The 23,615-nt window shown below is 66.8% G+C and carries 17 protein-coding genes and 1 pseudogene; 10 read left to right on the top strand and 8 right to left on the bottom strand.

Annotated elements, in window-relative coordinates; genetic code table 11:
• Positions 1-8: 8 nt before the first annotated feature.
• Positions 9-911, bottom strand: a complete 903-nt coding sequence (locus tag ACFXKN_RS28705) for an alpha/beta fold hydrolase (RefSeq protein ID WP_378972862.1) — start codon at positions 909-911, stop codon at positions 9-11.
• A gap of 52 nt (positions 912-963) precedes the next feature.
• Positions 964-2,373: a PLP-dependent aminotransferase family protein gene (locus ACFXKN_RS28700; protein WP_378972867.1), complete on the bottom strand. Its 1,410-nt coding sequence runs from the start codon at positions 2,371-2,373 to the stop codon at positions 964-966.
• A 79-nt stretch (positions 2,374-2,452) separates the two neighbouring features.
• Between ACFXKN_RS28700 and ACFXKN_RS28695 the strand changes: the two genes are divergently transcribed.
• Entirely contained in the window at positions 2,453-2,791 is a 339-nt protein-coding gene (locus ACFXKN_RS28695) for a cupin domain-containing protein (protein WP_378972869.1), read from the top strand.
• A gap of 44 nt (positions 2,792-2,835) precedes the next feature.
• Here the strand turns inward: ACFXKN_RS28695 and ACFXKN_RS28690 are convergent, their stop codons facing one another.
• The 4 genes from ACFXKN_RS28690 to ACFXKN_RS28675 form a co-directional block, all read right to left on the bottom strand.
• Positions 2,836-3,477, bottom strand: a complete 642-nt coding sequence (locus ACFXKN_RS28690) for a hypothetical protein (RefSeq protein WP_378972873.1) — start codon at positions 3,475-3,477, stop codon at positions 2,836-2,838.
• A 106-nt stretch (positions 3,478-3,583) separates the two neighbouring features.
• Positions 3,584-4,210 (bottom strand): SgcJ/EcaC family oxidoreductase, encoded by a 627-nt coding sequence (locus ACFXKN_RS28685; RefSeq protein WP_378972877.1) that lies wholly within the window; start codon positions 4,208-4,210, stop codon positions 3,584-3,586.
• A 427-nt stretch (positions 4,211-4,637) separates the two neighbouring features.
• Positions 4,638-4,988: an Lsr2 family protein gene (locus tag ACFXKN_RS28680; RefSeq protein ID WP_378972880.1), complete on the bottom strand. Its 351-nt coding sequence runs from the start codon at positions 4,986-4,988 to the stop codon at positions 4,638-4,640.
• A gap of 133 nt (positions 4,989-5,121) precedes the next feature.
• Entirely contained in the window at positions 5,122-5,970 is an 849-nt protein-coding gene (locus ACFXKN_RS28675; protein ID WP_378972887.1) for an SDR family NAD(P)-dependent oxidoreductase, read from the bottom strand.
• Positions 5,971-6,024: 54 nt separating this feature from the next.
• Here ACFXKN_RS28675 and ACFXKN_RS28670 point away from each other — a divergent pair, with 54 nt between their 5' ends.
• The 8 genes from ACFXKN_RS28670 (at position 6,025) to ACFXKN_RS28635 (ending at position 14,104) form a co-directional block, all read left to right on the top strand.
• On the top strand, positions 6,025-6,720 hold the full coding sequence (locus tag ACFXKN_RS28670) for an alpha/beta fold hydrolase (protein WP_379434178.1): 696 nt from the start codon (positions 6,025-6,027) through the stop codon (positions 6,718-6,720).
• A 99-nt stretch (positions 6,721-6,819) separates the two neighbouring features.
• Entirely contained in the window at positions 6,820-7,002 is a 183-nt protein-coding gene (locus ACFXKN_RS28665; protein ID WP_379434177.1) for a hypothetical protein, read from the top strand.
• A gap of 119 nt (positions 7,003-7,121) precedes the next feature.
• Entirely contained in the window at positions 7,122-9,317 is a 2,196-nt protein-coding gene (locus ACFXKN_RS28660; protein WP_378972891.1) for an MMPL family transporter, read from the top strand.
• A 47-nt stretch (positions 9,318-9,364) separates the two neighbouring features.
• Positions 9,365-9,826: a VOC family protein gene (locus ACFXKN_RS28655; protein WP_378972896.1), complete on the top strand. Its 462-nt coding sequence runs from the start codon at positions 9,365-9,367 to the stop codon at positions 9,824-9,826.
• A gap of 90 nt (positions 9,827-9,916) precedes the next feature.
• Positions 9,917-10,747, top strand: a complete 831-nt coding sequence (locus ACFXKN_RS28650; RefSeq protein WP_378972902.1) for an alpha/beta fold hydrolase — start codon at positions 9,917-9,919, stop codon at positions 10,745-10,747.
• Between the two features lie 113 nt (positions 10,748-10,860).
• Positions 10,861-11,523, top strand: coding sequence for a hypothetical protein (locus tag ACFXKN_RS28645; protein WP_378972906.1), 663 nt, complete (start codon positions 10,861-10,863; stop codon positions 11,521-11,523).
• Between the two features lie 50 nt (positions 11,524-11,573).
• Positions 11,574-12,239 carry a GNAT family N-acetyltransferase gene (locus ACFXKN_RS28640; protein WP_378972911.1) on the top strand — a complete coding sequence of 222 codons (666 nt, stop codon included), beginning with the start codon at positions 11,574-11,576 and terminating at the stop codon, positions 12,237-12,239.
• Positions 12,240-12,832: 593 nt separating this feature from the next.
• The gene (locus tag ACFXKN_RS28635) at positions 12,833-14,104 is read left to right on the top strand and encodes a PucR family transcriptional regulator (protein ID WP_378972914.1); all 1,272 of its coding nucleotides are present in this window, start codon (positions 12,833-12,835) and stop codon (positions 14,102-14,104) included.
• On the opposite strand, the gene ACFXKN_RS28630 is transcribed toward ACFXKN_RS28635, so the two are convergent.
• Together ACFXKN_RS28630 and ACFXKN_RS28625 are read right to left on the bottom strand one after the other, a co-directional pair.
• Positions 14,105-15,658, bottom strand: coding sequence for an acyl-CoA carboxylase subunit beta (locus ACFXKN_RS28630; protein WP_378972917.1), 1,554 nt, complete (start codon positions 15,656-15,658; stop codon positions 14,105-14,107).
• Between the two features lie 128 nt (positions 15,659-15,786).
• Positions 15,787-17,543 (bottom strand): annotated as a pseudogene (locus ACFXKN_RS28625) (FAD-dependent oxidoreductase).
• Between the two features lie 567 nt (positions 17,544-18,110).
• On the opposite strand from ACFXKN_RS28625, the gene ACFXKN_RS28620 reads away from it, so the two are divergent.
• A complete protein-coding gene (locus ACFXKN_RS28620; protein ID WP_378972923.1) occupies positions 18,111-23,576 on the top strand; it encodes a carboxyl transferase domain-containing protein in 5,466 nt (1,821 codons plus the stop codon).
• Positions 23,577-23,615: the final 39 nt, after the last annotated feature.

Genomic DNA, 23,615 nt, shown 5'->3' with positions numbered 1-23,615 from the left:
CGCCGATTCTAGGGGCCTGCCACCTGGTCGACGACATCGCGGATCGCCGCGACCACGGCATCGGGACGGTCGAAGCAGAGTCGGTGGTGCACGGTGTCGGTGATGATGCGCTGCTGCCCACGCGAAACCCCGTGCACCACGGCCGCATCCATTCGCCGCCTGCCGTCGTGGATCTCGGTCAGCGCCGCGGCGGACTGGCTGGGGTCGGCACCCAGCACACTGAGCGCCACCAGCGGAACATCAGGAAGGTTCGGCCCACCGCGCAGTTCGGCCGCCACGTCGGTCAATCCGTTGCGCTCGGCGAAGCCCGCACGGATCCATTCGGCACTCGACCTGGCATCGATCAAGGGCTGCCGCAGGTGCTCGGGGTAGTCCGCGAGCAAGTCGCCGCGCAGCTCACGAAGGGCGATGCGCATCTGTTCGACCTGTTCGAGATCAGGAGCGGGCGCCGCGGCCGCTGCCAGCCGCATCGCCTGCGGCATGAACTCGTCCCAATCGCGGTGCAAGCCGTCCAGCCAGACCAGTCCGGCCACGTCCTGCGGGTACAGCTGAGCGAACCGATGCGCGTAGAGGCAGCCGAGAGAGTGGGCCGCGAGCACATAGGGGGCGGGGATGTTCTCGGCGCGCAGCAGCTCGCGCAGTTCCGTGGCGACCGCCTCGGCGGTGCGCGGCAAGGGCACCGGATCGCTGTAGCCGGTGCCGGCGCGGTCGTACACGACGGCGGTACCGAACCGCGAAACCTGCTGCTGTACACCGAAGTAGTCGAGTCCGACCGCGCTCGCGCCAGGTAGGAACACCACGGCCGGTCCGCCGCTGCCCGACCGGTGCACGAAAATGCGCTTGCCGTCGATCTCGGCGAATCCGCCGACCGGCGGGGCGAGCCGGGTCGAGGATGAGTTGTCGTTCGTCATGCGACAAGGTTGCAACCCTGACGCAGCGTCAAGGTCAACCCGGCGGCGGACGTCACATCGCCAAAGGTGGTATCGCGACAGCGGGTCTGTTCGGTGGGCGGTAGGTGCGCCAGGCTTCGGCGAGACGGTCGACCGCGGCCGTGAGGGTTTCCAGCGGATGCAGGAAATGGATCCGCACGTAGCGTTCGCTGCCGCCGGTCGGATCCAGGCCGCCGCCCGCGAGGATCGAAACATGATGGCGCAGTGCGGCTTGGGTGAAGGAGGCGCCGTCGCCGTGTGGCAGCCGGATCCAGAGGGTCTGTCCGCCCTCGACCGGCGGCACGTCCCATGCGGGGATTCGGCGGGCGAGTTCGGCGCGCAGGTGGTCGTGGCGACGCTCGCGTTCGGTGGCTTGTGCGCGCAGCAAGCCGTCGAGGCGGGGGAGTAGCTCGGCCGCGGCCAGCTGGGCGGGCAGATTGCCGCCCAGGTCGTGCACCGCGCGAAGTCTGGCCAGCGTGGCGATGGCCGGGGGTGCCGCGCGGATCCAGCCGACTCGCAGTCCGCCCCACACGCTTTTGCTCAGCGAGCCGATGGTGATCACGGTGTCCGCGAACGCGGCCAATGGTCGCGGGATTTCGTGGCCGGGGAAGCCGACTTCGGCGAGTACCTCGTCGTCGATGAGCGCTATCCCCGCTGCTGCCGAGGTTTCCGCGAGTCTGCGCCGGGTGAGCGTGGACAGCACCGAGCCTGTCGGGTTGTGGAAGGTGGGGATCACGTAGGCGAGAGTCGGTCGCTGCTCGCGGATCGCCTCCGCGAAACCGTCCAGCCCGGGCGGCAATCCGGACACGACCGCAGCTTCCCCGCGAAAGGCTTCCAGCGCGCCGGGGTAGGTCGGAGCTTCCACGAGCACTCGATCGCCAGGCCGCAGGTGAGCCCGCGCGAGGAGCGAAAGCGCTTGTTGCCCACCGGTGGTGACGAGAATCTGCCCGGCCTCGGTGGGCAGACCGCGCCCTCGGTAGTGCTCGGCGACGGCCTCCCGAAGCGCTGGGTGGCCGGAGGGGTAGTAGCCGATGTCGTCGGTTGTCGCGGCCAATGCGGGCAGCATCGCGGCATAGGACTCGGCCAATTCGACCGGAGGCCGGTCCGGCGCCGCGCAAGCCAGCGAGATCACGTCGGATCGCGGTTCGAGCAGGTCGAGAAACATCGGCTCACTGGTGGTTTCCGGCGGATCGACCTGCGGTGTCCCCGCGACGCGTGTACCACTGCCCTGCCGTCGAACGATTCGCCCTTCGTCGTGGAGCAGGTCATAGGCCGCGACGACGGTGCTGCGTCCGACCGACAGCGCGACGGCCAGCTTGCGGTCCGGCGGCAGCGGTGCGCCCGGCGGGAGTTCGCCGTCGTCGATCAGCCCGCGCAACCCCGCCGCGAGCAGGGCATAGAGCGGCCCACGTCCCGCCGACCAGCGGCCGAGTCGATCTGTCACAGTGATTGGATCCATCACCAAACCAATTATGGCCGATTGGCGCTGGATCGTCGCCCCGAGCGGCCCGACGATGATCACCATGACAGCCTCGCGCGCCACCGGTTCCATATCGATCCCCGCGGCCATCGCCGCCCTGCCCGGCCCCTTTCAGCAACACGAGCTGGCAATGGTCAACGACACTGTCGTCCGCGTCGCCCAGCTGGCGGGCGAATTCCCCTGGCACCACCACGACGAAGACGAACTCTTCCTCTGCTGGGACGGCACCTTCGTCATCGAACTGGAAGACCGCGCCCCGGTAACCCTGCACCCGGGCGAATTGTTCGTGGTGCCCAAGGGAATTCGGCACCGCCCGGTCGCCGACACGGTCGCGCATGTGCTCTTGATCGAGCGACCGGAGACAGCGCAATACGGCAGCTGAACTCCGTTGCCGAACGGGGCAGGCTCGCGGTTGTGCCCGACAGCTCACTGTCCGGATTCGACGGGCACGGTGCGAAGTAGTTCAGCGACTTCCGCGGGCGTGGCAGACGGAAAGAGCTGCCGCACACCGATCATGGCCAGTAGCCGATCCTGATCGGCGCCCACCCCCATCCGCGATACCACGTCGTGCGCGGCGCGGTTGGCTTCCGCGATCTCGTCGGCTTTGCCGAGGCGTGCGAGATTCTCGCCCACGATCTTGTCGAGGTCGGTGGAACGCTTGTAGAACAACGCGGTGATCCCGACCGGCACCGCACCCATGATCGAGGTCGCGGCGGCGGCATCCCGATTGCCGAACGCCACCATCGACGCCGCGGCGAGTACCACCACGACTCCGCAGCAACCGCTGACCATGTACGCCCAGAAGAACGCCGTGCTCTGTGCCATCGCACTGCGCACCTGCCGAAGGTATTCCTCCGTTCGATGACGCGGCGGCTGGGTATGGTCGGTGTCCGGATCCACCGGTTCGGTCGGTGTCGAGACAACGGCGACGGCGTCCCCGGTCATGGTGCCTTCGATGGCCCGCTTGCTGATTCGGCGACTGAACGTCGCCGAGAACCACGCTGACACCGCGGCGATCACCGTCGGGATCAGCCCACCCACCCCGATCAAGGCCAAGACTTCGTTCACGATATTCCCCCGAATCAAGCGCTACACCCCTGCGAACGTCCCCGCGCACTCTAGCGCGAGTCGCGCTGCGCTTGCCTGTTGCCCACTCGCGCAAGGTGATTCGTGGTCATCGTTCGGCCGATGGCTTGGTTGCCGGGTCGAAGAGGAAAGAGATCCGCTCCATCCTCGGTTGGCGCTGGGTGTTGTGGAAGGCCGCGATCCGCCACTGGTCGTCGGGTTCGCGGACCAGAGTGTAGGTCTGGGTTTTGGACAGCTCGGCGGGCTTGTCGCCGTCGTACCGGTCGCCGCGGCTGGTGACGATGGCGACGTCGGCACCGTAGAAGCGGACGTCGAGGAAGGAGTCCGCGAGCTTGGAGCCTTTCAGGAAGCCGCTGAACAATGCGCGGTGCGCCTCGGTCAGATCCGCACGGCCCTGATAGTGGGTGCCGACAAACGTGGTGTAGGTGGCATTTTCGGTAAAGGTGGCACCGTAGGCATCGGCGTCGTTGCGGTCCCAGGCGGCGGTCATCGCGCTCAGCGTGGCGCACACCGCACGCAGATCGGCCTCGGTGCCGCCGGCGGGGACGATGCTCGTGCACTCGGCGACGCCGGTGTTGTGCACGTCGGAGGTGTAACCCAGCCATAGGTAGCCGGACGCTCCGGCAAGGCCGAGCACGAGCGTGGTGGCACCGAGCGCCCGCACGATGGTGCGCCGTCGGGACTTGGTGGGGCGGGTGGTGTCGATGGTGGTCATCGCGCGAGCCTCTCGATTGATTCTGCGTAGAAGATGTATCTGCGCGTAAGAAGAGACTATTGGCTCGACCGACCCCTTGTCAACGGCGGGTAGTCGCCGACCAACTGCTGTTGTGGAGCAAGGACGTCGACCGATTCGTCGTGTAACCCGCCCTATTCGTGCAGACGGGCACGATGAAAGAGGCTGCGCTGGCGGTCTACTGGCTCGCGCAAGGGTTCGCGATCAACGTCGTCGGCTTCGACGGCAAGTTCAATACCTTCAACACCTAGGGCGAGGGCAAAATGGTGCTCGACAGTCTGCGTGCCATGAAGAACTCGGCGTTGTCGCGGGAATTCCCCCGATCAAGCCGATATTCTGCTGCCCGACCAGACGAAAACAGCACGGCGCGCGGAGGGAATGCGCGCCGTGCTGTTGCCGAACTGCTGCTTTACGCAGATGCCTGTTCATAGGCCGAGATGACATCCGCTGAGATCCTGCCGCGGCTGGACACTGTGTGCCCGTTCTGCGAAGCCCACGCCCGGATCTCGGTCAGATCGTTGCGGCGGGTGGATTCGGCCGCCGGTGCCGAGCCGAGACGGCGTGCGGCGCCCGCCTTCGCCCGGCCGGTGCGACGCGCGTACGGAACCCACTGCTCGAATACCTCACGCAGTTCTGCCGCGTTGGCATCGGACAGGTCGATTTCGTAGGCCGCCCCATCGATTCCGAATGTGACAGTCGCATCGGCAGCGGACGTGCCATCGAAATCATCGACAAGTGTGACAACGACTTTGCGCGCCATGGGAGTCCTGTTCGTTCGGGTGCCGAGAATTACCGTCGCTGATCTTAGTTGACCGTGGCACGGGTTATTCGCCCGGCATCAGTCGCGATCAACTCGCGCGGCGTTGTGGCTCTCATCGCGATAGCGGGTGTATTCAGTCCGCGCGGGGGATGCGTCCATCGACGTCGGTGAACCCGTAATCCTCGGCGAGGTCGGCGACTTTCCATGACTTCCCGGTGCGCGTCGACCGGCCGGGGTCGGCGGCCAGGGCCACCACCGCGCGCCCGGGGAAGCGGGGCGTCTCAGCGGTATCGAGGTCGAAGGTGCCTTCGCCGGGCAGGGTGACCCGCCGGTGGCCGTGTTCGTCTGCGGGAACCAGTTGCAGCAGTTCGGTATCCACGATCCCGGGCCAGATCGAGACCGCGGTCGCGCCGGTGCCGCTCAGGTCGTGGGCGAGGTCGGCGGTGAGCCGATCCAGTGCGGTCTTGCCGACGCCGTAGACGGCATTGTGCATATACCGCCGAGCGCCGGGGGAGGAGACGTTGACGATGAGCCCTGCCGACTCGATCAGCAGCGGGGCCGCGAAAACGCTTGCCACATAATGTGATCGCACGCCGATGTCGAAGGTCTCGTCCCAAGCCTTGGGTGGCACATCCCAGAACTTGCGGCCCAGCCAGCGGGCGGCGGCGGGGGAGTTGTAGACGTTGTTGACCAGCACGTCGAGGCGGCCCTGCTCCTCGCGGATCCGGGCGAAGAGTTTCTCGACCGCGTCGTCGTCGCGGTGGTCGCAGACTGCCGCGACGCCGTGCCCGCCGAGTTCGGTCACCATCGCGGCGGTGTCTTGCACGGTGCCGGGTAGCTTCCCGGGCTCGGTGGTGCGTCCGGTGACGTACACGGTCGCTCCGGCCGCGCCCAGTTCCAGGGCGATGCCTTTGCCGATGCCGCGACTGGCCCCGGTGACGACCGCGACGCGCCCGGTCAGAATCTTGGGTGTTCCGCTCATGACCTCCGGACACTACCGTCAAATCAGAACACGTTCTAGAAATTGGAGGCGGTAGTGGAGCAGAGATTCCTCGACACGGGCGGGATCAGGATGCATGTCACCGAGCAGGGGCAGGGTTACCCGGTCGTGTTCTGTCACGGCTTTCCGCACACCGGGTTCATCTGGCACCGGCAGGTCGAAGCCGTCGCCGAGGCGGGATTCCGGGCCATCGCGCCCGACCTCCGCGGTTACGGCCGAACGGAGGCGCCCGCCGATGTCGCCGCCTACACCAACGAGGCGGTGATCGGTGACCTCCTCAGCCTGCTCGACGACATCGGCGCCGAGAAAGCCGTGTTCGTCGGCCTCGATTTCGGTGCCCAACTGGTGTGGGAGCTGTCGCTGCGCGCTCCCGAACGCGTCGAAGCCCTCGTGGTGCTGAACAATCCGTACTCGCCGCGTCCGCCCCGCGCGCCCTCGGCCTTCTGGACCAAGGCCGCCCAACGCCACTTCCTGCACCTGTCCTACTTCCAGGAGCCCGGCGTTGCCGACGTCGAACTCGCCGCGCGACCGAGGGAATTCCTGTCCCGCGTCTATTTCTCGCTCTCCGGCGACTACCACTATCTCGACACTTGGAAGAATCCGCCAGGACTCGGTTACCTGGATGTGCTGCCGCAGGCGCCCGCACTGCCGTGGACATGGCTCAGCGAGAATGAATTCGACACCATCGCGACAGAATTCGAACGGACCGGCTTCACCGGTGGCCTGAACTGATACCGCAACCTGGACCGCAACTGGGAACTCGCCGAGTCGTTCGCCGACGCGAAGATCGAGGTCCCGACCTACTTCCTCTACGGCGAGAACGACCCCGACATGGAGGGCTTCAGTGGCCGCGACCCGCTTGCCACGCTCCGTGCGAACGTCACGGATCTGCGCGCGGTAGTGGAACTTCCGGGCGCGGGCCATCTGGTCCATCTCGAACGAACCGACGCGGTCAACAACTTCCTGATCGCCGCATTGCAGGAGATCGGCGTCGATCAGCGCGCGCGGTCCTAGATCAGGGCCCGTCTCGCGAAGTGGCGGTACTTTAGGTGGGAGGCACATCAGGCGGACCACGTGAAAGGATGCGGCCTCTTGAACATTGCACTCGGAGTCGACGAACGGGCGGCGAGCTAGTGTTCACGCGCTGGGGCGATCTGGTCTATCGATTCCGGTTCGCCGTGCTCGGCGTCGTGGTGGCCGCACTGCTCGCGCTCGGCGGGTATGGGCTCGGGCTGCACGATGAGCTGAGTTCCGGCGGCATGGACGATCCCGGCTCGGAATCCGCGCTGGCGGGGCGCTTGGCGGACAGTGCGTTCGGTCGCAACCATGACCTCGACGTGGTCGTGCTCTACACGGCGCCGCCCGGCAAGACTGTCGACGATCCCGAGTTCAGTCGCCAGATCGTCGACAACCTCAACAGCCTGCCGCGTGCGTATTCCGGCGCGATAGCCGGCGTCAACGGGGCCTACTGGCCGACGGAAACGGGCCGGGCGAGTGGTTCGCTGTTCGCCACATCGGACCGCACCCGCGCTGTCGCCGCCGTTGCCATCGTTGGTGACAACGACACCGAGATGCTGCGCAACACCAGGAAGGTGAAGGACGCCTTCGCGATTCCCGGTATCGATGTGCAGGTCGGCGGGCTGCAATCGGTAGCGGGAACACTCAACGACACCCTGTCCGACGACATCCGACGGATGGAGGTTCTCGCATTCCCGGTGGTGGCGCTGCTGCTGTTCTTCATCTTCGGCGGTGTGGTCGCCGCTGCGCTGCCGTTGATCGTCGGCGGGCTGACGATGCTGGGCGCGAGCGGGATCGTGCGTACCTTCACCTACGTCACCGAGGTGAATGCCTTTGTCGCGCCGGTTGTTTCGATGATCGGTGCCGGATTGGCCATCGACTACGGGCTGTTCATCGTGAGTCGCTTCCGGGAAGAACTCGCCGAGGGCCACGACACCGCGGCGGCGGTGCGGCGCACGATGGCGACGGCGGGACGCACCGTGGTGTTCTCCGCGACGATGATCATCGCCAGCGCGGGCGGCATGCTCCTGTTCCCGCAGGGGTTCCTGAAATCCATCGCCTACGGCGCCATCGCGACCGTGTCGCTGGCCGCGCTCACTGCGATCACGTTGCTGCCCGCGATGCTCGCGATTCTCGGTGCGCGCGTGGATATGTGGGGAAGCAGGCGGCTCAGGAGAACGAAGTCCGCGGACGAAGTGGAGAACGGATTCTGGGGCCGCAGCACCCAGTGGGTGATGAAGCATCCGGTGAAGGTCGCGGGCGTGCTGGGCGTGATCCTGGTGTTGTTGATTCTGCCGGCTCGAAATCTCGCGTTCGGCGGCTTCAGTGAACGGTATCTGCCGCCGGACAACAGCACTCGCGTCGCGCAGGAGCAGATCGACGCGACCTTCCCCGGCCGTCGCTCCGATCCGATCGACCTGATCTTCGTCTCCGGCGACAGCGTCGCGATCGGCGCTGCCCTGAAACTGGCCAACCGAGCACCCGGACTGGCGGCGACGTTCGAACTGCCGTCGCGGTCGCCGGTGCAGTCGGACGTATACCGCACCAAAACGACACTCGCGGACTCCGATTCCGCCGATGCCACCATCGACTACCTGCGCGGCATCGAACTTCCCGACGGCGTGCGGATGCTCGTCGGCGGTGTCCCCGCCATCCAGAAGGACTCGCTCGACGCGCTGCTCGAGCGCATGCCGTGGATGATCGCCCTCGTCCTGCTCGTCACCACGCTGCTGATGTTCCTGACCTTCGGTTCACTGATCCTGCCGATCAAGGCCGCCCTCATGAGCGCTCTCGGCCTCGGCTCGACGCTGGGCATCCTCACCTGGATCTTCATCGACGGTCACGGCGCGAGCCTGCTGAACTTCACCCCGCAACCCATCCAGGCCAACATGCTGGTGATGATCATCGCGATCATCTACGGCTTGTCCACCGACTACGAGGTCTTCCTGCTCTCGCGCATGGTCGAAGCGCGGGCCCGGGGTGCGACCACCACCGAGGCGGTCCGGATCGGCACCGCGCACACCGGCCGCATCATCACCGCGGCGGCGCTGATCTTGCTCGTGGTCACCGGCGCCTTCGCCTTCTCGGACCTGGTCCTGATGCAATACGTCGCCTACGGCATGATCGCCGCCCTCATCATCGACGCCACCGTCCTGCGCATGCTGCTCGTCCCCGCGACGATGAAACTCCTCGGCGACGACTGCTGGTGGGCCCCGGCCTGGATGAAGACCGTCCACGCCAGATTCGGCCTGGGCGAATCACCGGCCCCGGCAACCACAGCGGCAGATTGTCGGACCCCTGGCCTACGGTGACGGAAAGGTCTGCCACGCCATGTTCAGTTGCCATGAACGGAGTAATGATGAGCCGCCATATTCAGATCACCTTCGACGCGCACGACCCGGCCGCGCTGTCGACCTTCTGGCGTGATGCGCTGGGATATGTGCATCCGGGCCCGCCAGGAGTCGAGGTGCCCGCCGGGGTCGACCCGCTTGTTGTGTGGGATCAGTTTCTCGCGCGGATCGGTGTGCCGGCGGAGGAGCGGAATACGAAGTCGGCGATCGAGGATCCGGAGGGGCATGGCCCGCGGGTGTTCTTCCAGCAGGTGCCAGAGGGCAAGGTCGCCAAGAATCGGGTTCATCTCGATGTCCGGGCGGCGCCCGGGTTGCAGGGAGACGGGCGGATGGCGGCGTTGGAGGCGGAGTGCGCGCGGCTGGTCGCGTTGGGTGGCAAGCGGGTCGAGCGCTTCGAGCCCGAGCCGCCGATGAGTGCCGGATGGATCGTGATGACCGATCCCGAGGGCAACGAGTTCTGCCTGGATTGAAGTTTCGCCGTGTGAGCGAGAGTGTCGGCGTTACCGTGGATTGACCACGACGACGTGGTCACGTGGCTGCCACTGGAAGGAAGCCCCGGGATGCGGCATTTCGACTTTCGCGGAACCTCGATCGCCTATGACGAGGCGGGTGCGGGGCCGCCGATCGTTTTCCTGCACAACCTCGGCGGTGACCGTCACATCTGGCGAGCGCAATTCGACGCACTGCAGCAGACCCATCGGGTCTTCGCGATCGATCTCATCGGATATGGCGACTCCGACGCCCCCGACGACGGGTACACGGTCGAGAACTATCTGGCCATGGTCACCGCGTTCTTCGAGGAGCGGGATCTGCGCGATGTGACGCTGGTCGGCCACTGTTTCGGCAGCGCGCTGTCACTGCTGTACACCCAGCGTCATCCCGGCCGGGTGCGATCGCTGGTGATCAGTAGCCCGCTCACGCCGGCCACCTTGCGGCCGACCCGAACCGCATGGGCGGCCCGGCTCGGCCGGCGACTACACATCGACTCGCTGCTCGCGCGGGTCCGCATTCCCGGCCCGGTGGCCGGGCTGATCGTGGCAGAACAGCTCGGTTCCGAGGACGCGCCCGGGGAGATCGTGGCGCATTTGCGCAAGAGCTGGACCGAACCCCGTCGGCTGATGGTCACTGCCGCGATCTCCCGCGAGATTCCGCTCCTCGGTGAGCTGGACAACTTCGTGCCGCCCGCGGACTTTCCCCCGATTACCACGGTCTGGGGCAGCCGCAATCGCGTGTTGAGCGCGCAAGCCGGTGCCGCGCTGAACCGCACGTTGAAACCGTCGCGGGCGATCGTCGTCGACGGCGCGGGTCACCTGGTGATGGTCGAGGCGCCCGATCAGGTCACCGCAGCGGTGCTCGCCGCGACGACGGGCACGCGGGTCGTCGATTCCTAGTCCGCACGAACCGCCGGTCGAGCGTGGTTCCCGCCCATCGCGACATGCGGCCACAGCGGGCGCTGTTCATCGGTGAACCGAACTTGTCGGTGCGCCCCTTTAGTCTGGCTCACATGGACGGACCGGACTCTGCGCTACGCCGCCTGACACGCGAGGCGGGAAAGTTGTTGCGGCCATATGGCTTTCACGGAACGGAAGCTTCCTGGACGCAGGTCACCGCCGGCGGTACGGCATCGATCCGCCGCACCCGCACCCAGCGGACCTGGACAGACGGTCAGCAGGCGATCGGATTCGGCCTGGAACTGCGCGTGACGCCGATGGCCTGGTGGGAATTCTGCAACTGGCGCGATACCGGGCGAGGTCTCCCACCGGCCGCGCTCGAACAAGCAACCGGGCCCGCATTGATCGATGAGCGGGGGATGGGCAAGGAGTTGACCGAGCTGTGGTCGCTGCGGGTCGATCCGGCCCATCGGGGACGCCCCGCACTACAGGCCGATGTCGATGCCGTTCGTGCCGACCTGCCGGTGCGCGTCCACGCCTACGCGCGCCGGGCGCTGCGCCTGCTCGAACCGGACGCCTACCTGAACGAACTGCTGGCGGACCCGAATCCACCACCTGCCGCCATGGAGGCGATCATCGTTCTGCTCGCCGAACACGGCCCGGGGCCACGACTCGATGATGCGCTGACCCAGTTCCGATTATCGGCCGCTGATCCGGACGAGTCAGGCGCCGAGAACGTCATCGCCTACTTGCGCGGCCGGGCAGTTCCGGTCTGACTGTCCTGCTCGAGCAGCCGTACGGACAACCCGCCATTATCATTTCGACCGTGGGAGATGCGGTACAGGAACATGCTCGGCGGATTCGCCCCGGCAACAGGAAAGACTTCGGCGTCGCCGCCGAATTGTTGGCGGCATCCTTGGCGGAGGACCCGGCGACGCTGTGGCTGCACCCCAAGGAATCCAGCCGCAGGACCCGGCTCGCCCGGTCGTTTCGAGCGTCGCTCGACGATTCACGCGATTGCAGCGACGGAGTGGACCTCGCACTCGACAGCAGCGGCGCGATCGTCGGCGTGGCGGTATGGCTGGCCACCTTTCACATCCTGCCCCGAGCGACGGTAGGTCGACAGCTGAAAGCCTGGCACACCTACGGTTCGCATGCCGCCCGCGCGCGGACGGGCGCACGCGCGACCTACGCGGCAGGCGTGCAGGAACAGCATTGGCACCTGCTGGCGGTCGGGGTCTCCGCGGCGGCACGCGGACGCGGGCATGGCCGGGACCTGATCGCGGCGGGAATGTATCGAGCGGCCGCCGACGCCGTTCCCGTGCACCTGGAAACAACGAACCCGAACAACCTCTCCTACTACGAACGCCTCGGATTCGACACGACCGCGGTGATCGACCTGCCCGGCGGCGGCCCGCGCAGATGGCTCATGCGCCAAGTCCCGCAATCGATCCCGAATCCTGCCCGCGGTAGAAGGCCACGCGATACCTGAAGGCGCCACGAAACGCGAGTAGTTCGCGGTGGAAATTCTTGTGGGAATCCATGACAATTCCGCGGATACGGAATAAGAACGTCAAAAACTGTGTGCGGTGATAGCGATCAGTGCGGTGTTCGTGATCTGATCGAGATGTCCCGAAGCTGGGATGTTTCACACAGTACAAATGAGGATGACCGTATGAACTCCAGAATTTCCCGTCCGCTCGCCGTCGCCGCCATCGTATTGTCCGCCGGTGCGATCGGCGCCGGTACCGCCACGGCAGCAGCTCCTGCGCCCGTCTCGGGTTCGGTGGAAGTGTGTCTCCCCCTTCCGCTCCCCGTACTCGAGGTCAGCTTGTGCCTGTAACCGGCTAACACGGATACATGCGGCGGTGGCGACCGGTCGACGGAGTGAAGATGTGCGCGGCTCCGGTTCGGCAACCGCCACCGCCGCACCGTGGTGGACCCGCAGGCCGCGGGTGTACTTGTCGGAAAGCATCATTGATCCGGCCTTCTCTTACTCTTTGTCACAAGCGAAGGTTGGACGGGGGATTGTTGTTCACGGTAGTTTGGGGGCTTGCCCAGTGATCTGGGTGGGAAGGATTCATCATGGCTGGCGCAACTTCCATCGAACCGTTTCTGACCGTTTCGGGGCGGCCGGTATCGAACCCCTTGAAGGATGTGCGGACGATATCCCGCCAGATGGTGGTGCATTTCATCGAGAACGTCGTCCCGTGTGGCACGCTGCCCGGCGAAGCGCTCGACGGAGACGTCACCACGGTGACTCGCGTCTGTCTGGAACTGACCAGAAGCATGCTCGACGGCCGCGATATCCCGGGGCGCGTGGAGCGGGTGCAGGCCGCCGCCGCCGACTGGGCGCGCGAGGGAATCCCGATCGACACCATTCACGACGCCGTGCACGAGGGCTTCAAACTCGGCTTCGATCTCGTCATCACCAATGTCACCAACCACGATTACGACACCGTCGTCGGGGTGGCCCGGCGGCTGATGGACGCGCAGAACATGATCACCTCGGCGGTCTCGGTGGCCTACGTTCGTGAACTGCGGTCGGTGGACAGTGAGCACCACACGGCGGTGCACACCCTGACCTCGGCATTGCTCGGCGGCCAGAACACCTCGACGATGGCACGGGAGTGCGGCATCGAAGTCGCCGACCGCTATCACGTGGTAGCCCTCGAACTTCCGCCGCACGCAGAGGAATTCGACCCGTCCCTCGACGCGAAAGTCGTCGCTCGACGAAAATTGCGGCGTGTTCAGGCCGAACTGGCCGACCGGTGCGACGGGAAGGTGCTGTCGCTGTTGAGCGTGGACGGCGGCACCTTGCTGCTACCGACCCCGGAATTCACCGAAGCCGACCTGGACGAGTTGATCGTCGGCTTGTCCGCCGCGGCACAGGTGCCGGTGCGTGCGGTGGCGACATCGGCGACGCCGACCGAAATTCCGCGTGCCGCCGAGCAAGTCCACGAACTCGTCGAAATCGCGCATCGGTTCGGTGGTCCGAGCAAGGTCTATCGCCCGCATGAATTGGCATTCGAATATCAGCTCACCCGGCCGGGCCCGGCGCGCGATTATCTGAGCTCCATCGTCGATTCTCTCGAAGCGCACCCGGAGCTGTTGCGAACGCTCGAGGTGTATATGTCCACGAATATGCAGCGTTCGCGGACCGCGCGCACCATGTTCATCCACACGAATACCGTCGACTACCGATTGAAACGGATCGGCCAGATGACCGGGTTCGACCTCAACGATGTTTCCGGTCTGTGCCATCTGCGTGCCGCTCTGTTGATCCGGGCCCATCGTGGATCCGGATCAACAGAGCTCTATCGAGGTCCTAGCGAAACCAGCTCTCGCGCAGGGTGATCACATCGGGTACACCGAGTGCTTGCGCGGGTTGAATTCCGGCGTGACCGGTGGCTTGTCGCGCAGCAGGCGCAGCGCGTGCCGGATCTCGAGGCGGGTGCGTGAGGGTTCGATGACCGCGTCGATGTAGCCGCGTTCGGCGGCGATCCACGGGGTGGCGATGGTTTCGTTGTACTGGTTGATCATGAAGTCCCGCGCCGCGGCGCGGTGTTCCTCGGGGATGGCGGCCAATTGGCGTTTGCCGGCGAGGTCGACCGCGCTTTCGGCGCCGATCACCGCGATCCGGGCGGTCGGCCAGGCGAAGCTGACGTCGGCACCGACCTGACGGCATCCCATCATGCCGTAGGCGCCGCCGTAGGACTTGCGCACCACGAGGTTGATGATCGGCACCGTCGCCTCGATGATGGCGCGCGGAACCCGGCCACCACGGATGATCACGCCCGCGTCCTCCTGGTCGAGGCCGGGCAGCACACCGGGGGTGTCGGCGACGAAGATCAGCGGGATGTTGAAGGCGTCGCAGAGCCGGATGAAATAGGTCGACTTGTCGGAGCACGCGGCGTCGATGGAACCGCCGAGCACCAGCGGCTGGTTGGCGATCACACCGACCGGATAGCCGTCGACCCTGGCGAATCCGGTGATCAGGTTCGGGGCGAAAGCGGCTCGGATCTCATGGAATTCACCGTCGTCGAACAGCCGGATCAGGATGTCGTGCATGTCGTAGCCCGCGCGATCGGAATCCGGGATGATCGTGTCGAGTTCCAGGTCGTAGGCGGTGATGTCGGGTTCCAGGCCGGGATTGACGACCGGCGGCTGTTCCAGACAGCTCGACGGCATGTAGCTGAGGTAGTTGCGGGCCCAGTCGAAGGCGTCCTGCTCGGTCTCGGCGACATGATGCAGGGTGCCGCGTTTGGCCTGCACTTCGGCGCCACCGAGCGCCTCGGCGCTGACGTCCTCACCGTTGACGGCCTTGATCACGTCGGGTCCGGTGACGAACATGTACGAATCCTTGGTGCCGATGAGTACATCGGTATTGATCGGCCCGTACACCGAACCGGCGGCGCACTTGCCGAGAATGATCGACACCTGCGGCACGTACCCGGACAGCTTCTCCAGCACCCGGGTCATATCGCCGAACGAGGCGATCGAACCGACCGCGTCCTGCACGCGCGCGCCGCCGGAGTCGTTGATCGTCACCACCGGGCACGCATTGTCGAACGCGAGTTTCAACGCCCGCATGAACTTTCGCGCCGCGGCGACACCGACCGACCCGCCGTACACGGTCTGATCATGCGCGATCACCACCACTGTGCGGCCACCGATCAATCCGCGCCCGGTGACCAACCCGTCGCCGTAGAGGGCATCGGGCTGGTCGGGCTGACGCACCAATGCCCCGATCTCGATGAATGTTGCGGGATCGAGCAGCATGTTCATCCGCTCGCGAACGCTCGGAATGCCCTTCTTCGCCCGCTTGGCGAGGGCGGCCTCACCTGCTGGTTCCGCGGCGATCGCCAGAATCTCGGCCAGCCCATCGAGCTTCGCCTGGGTAGTTACCACGCTTACTGCCACCTTCCAACCAACACGAGTGCTGTGCGCGACGGTAGCCGAATCACGGTGTGCCAGCGCGAGATGCGGGGGAGGCGGGAGAGGTCACAAAGTCTGGGTCAGCTATCTCATCGCATTCTCTACAACGCGCCCTGGTGGCCCTCGCGTGCGGGCGCGGTGACCGGCCAGATCGGCAGACGCAGGGCGGCGGTCGCGGTGGCGGGGACGACGGGGTCGTTCGGTGCCACCGTGGCGATTCGCTCGTAGGGATCGCCCATCGCCGGGCGCGGATCCGGCTCGCCCTTGTTGGGCCACAGCGCGGCGGCGCGTTCGGCCTGGGCCGCGATCGTCAGTGACGGATTGACACCGAGGTTGGCCGAGATCGCCGAGCCGTCGACGACGCTGAGGCCGGGGTAGCCGTGGACCCGGTGGTAGGGATCGATCACGCCGGTGCCCGCATCGGTGCCGATGACACAGCCGCCGATGAAGTGTGCGGTCATCGGGACGTTGAACACGTCAGGCCAGGTACTGCCCGGTGTGGCACCGAGTTTCGCGGCGACGTGGCGGGTCGCCTCGTGACCGGGCGGAATCCAGGACGGATTGGGTTCGCCGAAACCCTGCTTGCTGGTGAACCGGCGACCGAACACCCCGCGCCGGGTGTAGGTGGTGATCGAATTGTCGAGGCTCTGCATCACGAGCAGGACCAGGGTGCGCTCGCTCCACCGGTTGGTGCGCAACAGTCGCACGGTCTGTACCGGGTGGCGCCCGGCGATCAGCAGGACTCGCGACCAGCGCGGCAGCCGGTGGTCGCCGTCGACGAGGTAGGTGTTGAGCAACCCCATGGCATTGGACCCCTTGCCGTAGCGCACGGGCTCGACATGGGTATCCGGCGTGGGATGGAACGAGGACGTGATCGCCACGCCCTTGGTGATGTCGACGGCCGGGTCGACCTCGGTGCGTCCGGCGCCGAGGATCGCCTCGGAATTGGTGCGCGTCAGCACACCCAGCCGCGGCGAAATCCCGGGCAGTATCGCGGTGTCACGCATTCGGAACAGCAGGTGCTGGGTTCCCCAGGTGCCCGCGGCCAGGACGACATGCCGCGCCGACACCGTGGCGCGGTGTTTGCGGACCCAGCGTCCGGTGCGTTCGGTGTCGACCAGCCAGCTGCCGTCGGACTGCGGCCGGATCGCGGTCACGGTGGTCATCGGCGAGACCATGGCCCCGGCCTGCTCCGCCAACCCGAGATAGTTCTTGACGAGGGTGTTCTTGGCGCCGTGACGGCAGCCGGTCATGCACTCCCCGCACTCGATGCAGCCGGTGCGGTCGGGTCCGACGCCGCCGAAGTACGGGTCGGCGGCGGTCCGGCCTGGTTCGCCGAAATACACGCCCACCGGGGTCGGCACGAAGGTGTCACCGACTCCCATCTCCTCGGCCACCGACTCGATGATGGTGTCGGCCGGTGTCATGTGCGGATTGCGCACAACGCCGAGCATGCGGCGCGCCTGGTCGTAATGGGGGCTGAGCTCGGCGTCCCAGTCGGTGATACCGGCCCACTGCCGATCGCCGAAGAACGCTGCTCCAGGCTTGTAGAGGGTGTTGGCGTAGTTGAGGGAACCGCCGCCGACTCCGGCGCCGGCCAGGATGAAGCAGTCGCGCAGGCGGTGAATGCGCTGGATCCCGTAGCAGCCGAACCGTGGGGCCCACAGGTATCGGCGCAGGTCCCAGTTGGTCGCGGCGAAATCGGCATCCGCGAACCGGCGACCAGCTTCCAGGACACCGACGGTGTAGCCCTTCTCCACAGGCGCAGGGCCGTGACACTGCCGCCGAACCCCGACCCGACGATCAGGACGTCGTAGTCGTAGGAGGGGGTGGCGTTACCTGGGGAGTCTTCTGACACGGACCCGACGGTAGAAGCCCGCGCGCCGAGGGGGCCGATCCGGCGTGCCCGCTGGCAGAACTCACGATCGCGGGCGCGCGCAGATGGCACGGATGACAGTGGATGGTTCACCCGCGTTTCACATCTCGGGTCCGGAAACGCCCCCGCCGCCGACGGTCCGGGCCGCGCCGGTGCCGACGGAGACGACCCGTGCCGGCGATACCGGTGATGGCATCAGTGGGACGAGCGGGATGTCACCTCGAATATGTTGTAGGTCAACATGATTGATAGGATTTCGAAGTGAGTGGATGGTCCGGGACCGCAGACCTTGGCCGTCCACTCGCTTGGGGGATGTGCTTGTTCGACCAACGGGCATCGCGACGCCAGCCAGCCGTCATCTCGGCGACTTCGACCACTCGCCTTCGTCGGGTTGTATCGTGCTCGGCGGCCGCTCGTGCCTTGGCTACGTGCCGGTAACCCGCGCACGGTGCTTGTATATGAGGTACGGGGGTGCAGACTGCGCACGGACCGGGAGTTGCAAATCTCACCCGCAGGACGATGTCCTGGGTAAATGGAAGGAGTCGGCGAGTGTTCAGCCGTATCGCCATCGTGAATCGGGGCGAGGCCGCTATGCGCCTCATCCACGCCGTCCGTGATCTGGCGGCGGCGACCGGGCTACCGATCGAAACCGTCGCCCTGCACACCGACGTCGACCGGAATGCCACGTTCGTCCGGGAAGCCGATATCGCCTATGACCTCGGTCCGGCGTCGGCACGGCCGTACCTGGACCTCAAGGCCCTCGAGAACGCACTCGTCGCCACCAAGGCCGACGCGGCGTGGGTGGGCTGGGGCTTCGTCGCCGAGGATCCCGCGTTCGCGGAGCTGTGCGACCACATCGGTGTCACGTTCGTCGGGCCGAGCGCCGACGCGATGCGCAAGCTCGGTGACAAGATCGGCGCCAAGCTGATCGCCGAGGAAGTCGGGGTGCCGGTCGCGCCGTGGAGCCGGGGCGCGGTCGACACCGTCGAAGACGCCATCGAAGCGGCCACCGGGATCGGGTACCCGCTGATGCTGAAGGCCACCGCCGGTGGTGGCGGTCGCGGCATCCGCGTGATCACCAACGAGGCCGAACTCGTCGACGCCTACGAGCGCACCAAGCAGGAAGCCGCCCGTGCCTTCGGCAGCGGCGTCGTATTCCTGGAGCGCCTGGTCACGGGCGCCCGGCACGTCGAGGTCCAGGTAATCGCCGACGGTCAGGGCACCGCGTGGGCGCTGGGCGTGCGCGACTGCTCGGTGCAGCGACGCAATCAGAAGGTGATCGAGGAATCCTCCTCTCCCGTGCTGAGCGCCGAGCAGACCGCCGAACTCAAGGCCTCGGCCGAGCGCCTCGCGATCGCGGTCGGGTACTGCGGCGCGGCGACCGTCGAGTTCCTCTACCACCCCGGCGACCAGCTGTTCGCGTTCCTCGAGGTGAACACCCGCCTGCAGGTCGAGCACCCGATCACCGAGCTCACCACCGGGTTCGACCTCGTGCACGCCCAGTTGCGGGTGGCATCGGGCATCCGGCTCGAGGGCGAGCCGCCGGCCGAGCGTGGCCACGCCATCGAAGCCCGCCTCAACGCCGAAGACCCCGACCGTGACTTCGCGCCCGCCCCCGGTCGTATCGTGCGGCTCGATCTGCCCGCGGGCCCCGGCATTCGCGTCGACACCGGCGTGAGCCAGGGTGACACGATCCCCGCCGACTTCGACTCGATGATCGCCAAGATCATCGCCTACGGCCGCGACCGCGACGAAGCCCTTGGTCGACTGCGCCGGGCGATGGCCCAGACGAGGGTTGTCATCGAAGGCGGCGCGACGAACAAGAGCTTCGTGCTCGACCTGCTCGATCAGCCCGAGGTCATCGACGCCAGCGCCGACACCGGCTGGATCGACCGGGTGCGTGGCGAAGGCCGCCTGGTGACCCACCGTCACTCCACCGTCGCGCTGGCCGTGGCCGCGATCGACGCCTACGAGGAAGACGAGCGGGTCGAGCGGCATCGACTGCTGTCGACCGCGTCCGGTGGCCGTCCGCAGGTGCAGCACGAGAGCGGACGGCCACTCGACCTGAAACTGCGTGGCGCGGGTTATCGCGTGCGCGTCGCCCGGATCGGTGCCAACCGGTTCCGTGTCGGCATCGAGGCCGGTGGTGACCTGCGCACCGCCGACGTCGACCTCGAACGTTTCGATCACCACACCGGCCAGATCGTCGTCAACGGCACCCGCTACCGCCTGATCACCGGCACCCATGGGCCCACGCACGTGGTGGACGTCGACGGCGTGACCCACCGGATCAGCCGCGACGAAGGCGGTGTCGTCCGCTCACCCGCTCCGGCGCTGGTCGTCGGCACACCGCTCGAGGTCGGCGCCGAGGTCGAGGCCGGTGCGCCGCTGCTCGTGCTGGAGAGCATGAAGATGGAAACGGTGCTGCGCGCACCGTTCCGGGCCAGGCTGAAGGAATGCACGGTCTCGGTCGGCACCCAGGTCGAGGCGGGCGCGCCGCTGCTGCGGCTCGAACCGCTCGCCGACGACGACGAAGCCGCCGAGACCGTGACCACCACCGGCACCGTCGAACTCGACTTGCCCGGTGAGGCAACGCCGTTGCGCGCCCACGAGCGGGTGGCGCGCGGCCTGCAGGACCTGCGCAGTCTGCTGCTCGGCTTCGATGTGGACCCGCACGACGACCGCCGCGTCCTCGACGACTACCTCACGGCCCGCCGCGAAGCCGTCAGCGACAACCGCCGTCCGCTCGGCGAGGAGCTCGAGCTGGTGCAGGTCTTCGCCGACGTCGCCGAACTGAGCCACAACCGTTCGGCCGACGACGACCACGGCAACGGTCACGTACACAGTGCCCGCGAGTACTTCCACACCTATCTGCAGAGCCTCGACGTCGAGCGGGCCGGGTTGCCGCAGACCTACCAGGCCAAGCTCGGCGCGGCGCTGGGACACTACGGCGTCACCGAGCTGGATCGCTCGCCCGAGCTGGAAGCGGCGGTCTTCCGGATCTTCCTCGCCCAGCAACGTCCCGCCGACACCGTCGCCGTGATCACGACGCTACTGCGTGAATGGCTGACCGAACCGATGCCCGACCAGGTGCTGCGCGAACCCGTCGGCCTGGCGCTCGAGCGCCTGGTGGCGGCAACGCAGGTGCGTTTCCCGGCGATCGCCGACCTCGCCCGCGGACTGGTCTACAGCTGGTACGGCCAGCCGCTGCTGCGCCGCAACCGCGCTCGCGTGTACACCAACGTCCGCAAGCACCTGAGCTACCTGGACGCGAACCCGGCCGCCGAGGATCGCGGCACCAGGATCGCCGAGATGGTGCGCAGCACCGAACCGCTCGTGCGGTTGCTCGGCCAGCGCCTCGAGCGCGACAAGCCCGACCACACCTCGATGCTCGAGGTACTGACGCGGCGCTACTACGGCAACAAGGGTCTCACCGGGGTCCGTACCGAACAGGTCGGCGACACCACGTTCGTCGTCGCCGAACGCTACGGTTCGATGCTGGTCTCGACCGCCGTGAGTTTCGACAAGCTCGACGGGGCACTGGACGGGCTCGCCGAATTGGCCAGCGGCGCTGTCTCGATCGACGCCGACATCTACCTCAGCTGGGAATCGCAGCCCGAGGACTTCGACGCGATGGCAGCGGCCCTGCAGGAGGTGCTCGGCGCGCACCCGGTGCCCAACCAGGTGCACCGGATCACCGCCACCGTCGCGGGCAGCGGCGGCTCGGTCATGCACCACCACTTCACCTTCCGTCCGTCGGTGACCGGCATGGCAGAGGAACGGCTGATCCGCGGGCTGCACCCCTACATCGCGCAGCGGATGCAGCTGGAGCGGTTGCGCAAGTTCGACCTCACCCGGTTGCCGTCCTCGGACGAGGAGGTCTACCTGTTCCGCGGGGTGGCCAAGGAGAACCCCTCCGACGAGCGCCTCATCGCCTTCGCCCAGGTCCGTGACCTCGCGGCGTTGCGCGATCACGACGGACGATTGGTGGCCCTGCCCACCGCCGAGAGCGCCATCGCCACCTGCGTCGACTCGATCCGCCGGGCCCAGTCGCGGTTCCCGTCGGCCAAGCGGCTCAACACCAACCGCATCGTGATGTACATCTGGCCGCATATGGATGTCACCCGCGCGGAGCTCGAGACCATCGGTGGCCACGTGCTGCCGACGGCCGCGGGCGCCGGGCTAGAGGAGATCCTGCTCATCGCCCGCCAGCGCGATCCCGAGACCGGTGCGCTGACCAAGGTCGGTGTGCGAATCTCGTTCCGTCCCAACGGCGAATCCGAGGTGACGGTCGGCGAGCGGACCGACGAGCCCGTCGAGCCGCTGGACGAGTACCGGCAGAAGGTGCTGCGTGCCGCGGCTCGCAACACCGTGTACCCGTACGAATTGACTTCGCTGCTGGGCGATTTCGCCGAATACGATCTCGACGCGAACCATGCGCTGGTGCCGGTCGATCGGCCGAAGGGACACAACACCGCGGCGATCGTCGCCGGTGTGGTGACCACGCCGACCGCGCAGCATCCGCAGGGCGTCACCCGCGTGCTGCTGCTCGGTGACCCCACCAAATCCCTCGGCGCGCTCTCGGAACCGGAATGCCGTCGCGTGATCGCCGCGCTGGATCTGGCCGAGAGCCTGCAGGTGCCGCTCGAGTGGTACGCGCTGTCCTCGGGCGCGCGGATCTCGATGGCCTCGGGTACCGAGAACATGGACTGGGTCGCGGCCGCGCTCAAGCGGATCGTCGAATTCACCCAGGACGGTCGCGAGATCAATATCGTGGTCGCCGGCATCAACGTCGGCGCGCAGCCGTACTGGAACGCCGAGGCCACCATGCTCATGCACACCAAGGGTGTGCTGGTCATGACCCCCGATTCGGCCATGGTGCTCACCGGCAAGCAGTCGCTCGACTTCTCCGGCGGCGTCTCGGCCGAGGACAACTTCGGCATCGGCGGCTACGACCGCGTGATGGGCCCGAACGGCCAGGCCCAGTACTGGGCGCCGAACCTGTCCGCCGCCCGCGATGTCCTGATGTCGCACTACGACCACACCTATGTCGCCCCCGGCGAGCAGGCACCGCGGCGTGCCGCGACCGGTGATCCCGTCGATCGCGATATCTCGGCCTTCCCGCATGTGCTGGCGGACAGCACCTTCGCCACTGTCGGCGAGATCTTCTCCGCCTCCGCTAACCCGGATCGCAAGAAGCCCTTCGATATTCGCACGGTGATGCGGGCGCTGGCCGATCAGGATCACCCCGTCCTGGAACGCTGGGCCGGGATGGCCGACGCCGAGACCGCGGTGGTGCACGACGCGCACCTCGGCGGAATCCCGGTGTGCCTGTTGGGTATCGAGTCGCGCAATGTGGCACGGCGCGGCTTCCCGTCCACCGACGGGCCCGACACCTACACCGCGGGTACCCTGTTCCCGCGTTCGTCGAAGAAGGCCGCACGGGCCATCAACGCGGCCAGCGGCAACCGCCCGCTGGTGGTGCTGGCCAACCTGTCCGGCTTCGACGGCTCGCCCGAATCGATGCGCAAGCTGCAGCTCGAGTACGGCGCCGAAATCGGCCGCGCCATCGTGAATTTCGAAGGCCCCATCGTGTTCTGCGTGATCTCGCGCTACCACGGCGGTGCGTTCGTGGTGTTCTCGAAGGCGCTGAACCCGAACATGACGGTGCTGGCACTGGAAGGGTCGTTCGCCTCGGTGCTCGGCGGTGCGCCTGCCGCCGCGGTGGTGTTCGCCGGTGAGGTGAAGTCCAGGACCGCGGCCGATCCGCGCGTGCGGGAGCTGGAATCCCGGGTCTCGACCGCTGTCGGCACCGACCGCGCGACGCTCAGTGCTGAACTCGACGAGACGCGCTCTTCGGTACGCGCGGAGAAGCTGGGCGATGTGGCCGCGGAGTTCGACCGCGTGCACAACATCCAGCGCGCGGTCGAGGTCGGCTCGGTCGACGCCATCGTCAGCGTCGCGGATCTGCGTCCGCGGATCATCGGCGCGATCGAGGGTCGACTGCCCGCGTAGTACTCGGCCGACGGACCGGGCTCGGAATTCGACCGAGCC

This window comes from Nocardia sp. NPDC059195 (assembly GCF_042754695.1).
In the GTDB taxonomy this organism is placed as follows: domain Bacteria; phylum Actinomycetota; class Actinomycetes; order Mycobacteriales; family Mycobacteriaceae; genus Nocardia.
The sequence above is the reverse complement of the archived record's forward strand: the minus strand, read 5'-3'. Positions and strand labels throughout refer to the sequence as shown.